This window comes from Geminicoccus flavidas (assembly GCF_009806515.1).
In the GTDB taxonomy this organism is placed as follows: Bacteria; Pseudomonadota; Alphaproteobacteria; order Geminicoccales; family Geminicoccaceae; genus Geminicoccus; species Geminicoccus flavidus.
The window spans coordinates 1-3,301 of the sequence record NZ_WUJP01000279.1; the positions used below are offsets into that span (position 1 = coordinate 1).

The window sequence follows — 3,301 nt, forward strand, 5'->3', positions numbered from 1 at the left end:
TGGCCGCGACAGGGCGGGTCACTACGACCGCGGTGCCGGGTGCCCTGGCACCGCACGAGGAGCATCCGGACGAGGTGGCAGCGGCGATCGGCAGCTTTCTCGGGCGCAGTGCCTAGCGCATCAGCCGATCGCGCGGGTCTCGCCCACCGCCATCACCCAGCCCCAGTCATCGGCCAGTCCGGCACTGCCGATCGCCCGGCGAAAGCGCACCGGTGGCTCGAAGGGCGGCTCGTCGGTCAGGCGCACCACGCCCCAGTGCATGCCCAGCACGCGGCGCGCGCGGAACAGCCGGCCGATCTCGACCGCCTCTTCCGGCGTGCAGTGCGACGCCTGCATCAGCTTGCGCGGCTCGTAGGCGCCGATCGGCAGCAGCGCCAGGTCGACGCCGCCATAGCCGGCGCCCAGCTCCTGGAACACCGGGCCGAACGCCGTATCGCCGGAAAAATAGACCCGCTTGCCGGGCGTGGTCAGGAGGAAGCCGCCCCAGAGCGAGCGGTTGCGGTCCCAGAGCGTGCGGGCCGAGAAATGGATCGCCGGCAGGCAGGTGACCGACAGGTCCGGGCCGCCGGAGGTCTGGTGCCAGTCGAGCTCGACCACGCGGGCGAACCGGCCGGTATCGACATAGCCCGCGACCTGCAGCGGGCAGATCAGGGTAGCCTCCGCCGCCAGCGGCAGCCGTTCCAGGGTCGGCCGGTCCAGATGGTCGTAGTGGTTGTGCGACAGTAGCAGGAGGTCGATCGGCGGCAGGTCGGCCGCGGCGAGTGCCACGGGTGAGAAGCGCTTGGGCCCGAACGGCGGGATCGGCGAGGCGTATTCAGACAGGAACGGATCGAGGGCGATCCAGCGTCCGTTCAGCCGGAGCAGGAACCCGGCATGGCCCAGCCAGGTGACGATATCGCCGTCCGCCGCTGCCGCCAGCGCCGCCTTGGCCGCACCCGGCTCCAGCACATGGCCATCCTGCAGCTCGACCGGCTGGCGGCGGGTGAAGCCCCGCCACATGAACGCCCACCATTCGCTGCGCTCGCCGCCGCGCACGGGGCTACCGGGCGGGTTGCGGAAGCCGCCGTCCACATGGTGCCAGGGCATGTCGGGAAGCTGTCTCGGTTCGCTTTGGCCGCCACCGCAACTGGTCAGGAGGAGCGGCGCGCTCGCCAGGCTTGAGAGGACGGTACGGCGGGTGGGTGATGTCATCGCCGCCAGGATGCGGGCGATTGCCTCGGTCGTCCAGACCGCCCGCCGCGGCACCGGTTGTACGACCTGGGCCGGGCGGCGCCGGATGATGCCCGGTCAGCGCCGGTGCCAGCCTTGTCTTGAAACCGTCGCGGGACGGGTCTACGCAGATCGTGGAAGACGAGGAAACCCGAGCAAAAGGGGGCGTGCCGCAACCACGCAGACCTTCAGCCAACGACGTTTCGCCTCGATCTCGGCGAATGCCCACCTGTCCGCGTCGGCCTTCCCGGCGCTGGTTCTCAACGCCGATTTCCAGCCGCTCAGCTGGTACCCGCTCTCGGTCTGGAGCTGGCAGGACACGGTCCGGGCCATGTTCCTCGACCGGATCGCGGTGCTCTCCCACTACGACCGGGTGATCCGCTCGCCCGGCCAGGAGCTGCGGCTCCCCAGCGTGGTGGCCCTCAAGCAGTACGTGCCGCAGGAGCGGCGCCCGCCGTTCACCCGCTTCAACCTGTTCCTGCGTGACCGCTTCAGCTGCCAGTACTGCGGCATCACCGCGCCGATCCAGGAGCTGACCTTCGACCATGTGGTGCCGCGCTCGCGCGGCGGCCGCACGTCCTGGGACAACATCACCACCGCCTGCACCCGCTGCAACCTGCGCAAGGGCAGCCGCCTGCCGCGGGAATGCGGCATGCACCCGTTGAGCCGCCCGCAGCAGCCCAGCACTCACCAGCTCCGGCAGAACGGTCGGCAGTTCCCGCCGGGCTATCTGCACGAGAGCTGGCGCGACTTCCTCTACTGGGACAGCGAGCTGGAACCTTGAGCTGGCGGCGGGACCCGCCCGCCGCCGGGCTCGCGGTCACTGCCAGAAGTCGATCACATCCGTGTCGAGCGGGAACTGCTCGGTGCGGAACTGCGGCGCCGGCCGCAGGAACCGGCGGAAATTCCCGCCCATGTCGGCAGGCACGGCCGAATCCGGGATGTTGCCGGCCAGCTTGAAGCGGTCGATCACGAAGGGCAGACCTTCGGAGCCCAGGACGGATTTGCCGTCCATGATGTGGAAGTGCAGATGGGGTGCCGAGGTGTTGCCGCTGTTGCCGAGCCGGCCCAGCACCGTGCCGGCGCGCACCTTCTGCCCGACCCGGACCCGCACGGAGCCGGGCTTCATGTGGGCATAGAAGGCGTAGTAGCCGTTGCCAATATCCAGCACGACGTGATTGCCGTCGACATTGGCCAGGGTGATGGTGCTGGGATCGGGCAGCCTCGGCGGAACCTGGTCGGGCAGCCCGTCCAGCGTCGAGACGACCGTCCCGTCCGCCACCGCATAGATCCTCGCACCATAGGCGGTATAGCTCTCGACCCGATCGACCGGGCCGTTGCGCAGGCGCCCGTGCTCGTCCAGGCGCACCCAGTCGATGGCGAAGCGCTGGGCGAAATGGAGCTTGCCGTTGACCGGCAGTCCGGTCGACCGGTGGACGCCGGGCTCGCAGCAGCCGTTGATGGCGAGCCAGCCCTTGCCCGCCAGCGGCGGGTGGATCTTCGGCAGTTCGCGGGTGACGTCCAGGGTGGCGGCTTCGTAGTGCTGTTCGGCCGGATTCGGATCGGTGGCGTCCAGGCCCGCGCCCGTGAGATCCAGCATGTGGCTGAGCTGGACCGGGATGTTCTGGCGCGCCACGGCGAGGTTGACCAGGAACAGGCGGGTGGCGTTCAGCTCGATTTCGGCGTTCTCCGCCGGCCGGTTGTCGAGCTGCTTCAGCCTGCCCGCGAACGATGGCGGATCGAACGCCGCCAGGACCTGGGCGGGCTTCTCGGGCTGCCGGGGCGTGGGAGCCTGGCTGGTGGCCTTGCCGGGGCGCGGCGGCATGCCCACGACATCCACCTGTTCCAGCGTCGCCGGCACGCCGCGCGTATTGGTCAGCTCCAACTCGTAGACGAAGTGCCACCGGCCATCCGTCCCGGGAACGGGCGTGGTGGCGGGGTTGAACGGCACCGCGGTCAGTGGCGTGAACACATCTTCGGCTGCGTCCGCTGCCGCGCCGGCAGCGAGCAGGCCGGCAGCGGACAATAAGCTCAAATAGTGACGCTTCATGATATTCCCGTTCGCAGGAATGACTTGCTTTAGAAAGACCAG

General features: G+C 69.3%; 3 protein-coding genes. 1 reads left to right on the forward strand and 2 read right to left on the reverse strand.

The features are described 5' to 3' along the window. Window positions 1-120: 120 nt before the first annotated feature. Window positions 121-1,086 (reverse strand): MBL fold metallo-hydrolase, encoded by a 966-nt coding sequence (locus EQG76_RS07755; RefSeq protein WP_159712124.1) that lies wholly within the window; start codon window positions 1,084-1,086, stop codon window positions 121-123. Window positions 1,087-1,420: 334 nt separating this feature from the next. Here EQG76_RS07755 and EQG76_RS07760 point away from each other — a divergent pair, with 334 nt between their 5' ends. Next, window positions 1,421-1,993: an HNH endonuclease gene (locus tag EQG76_RS07760; RefSeq protein ID WP_407925512.1), complete on the forward strand. Its 573-nt coding sequence runs from the start codon at window positions 1,421-1,423 to the stop codon at window positions 1,991-1,993. A gap of 36 nt (window positions 1,994-2,029) precedes the next feature. Here the strand turns inward: EQG76_RS07760 and EQG76_RS07765 are convergent, their stop codons facing one another. Next, a complete protein-coding gene (locus EQG76_RS07765; protein WP_159712126.1) occupies window positions 2,030-3,259 on the reverse strand; it encodes a M23 family metallopeptidase in 1,230 nt (409 codons plus the stop codon). Window positions 3,260-3,301 lie beyond the last annotated feature (42 nt).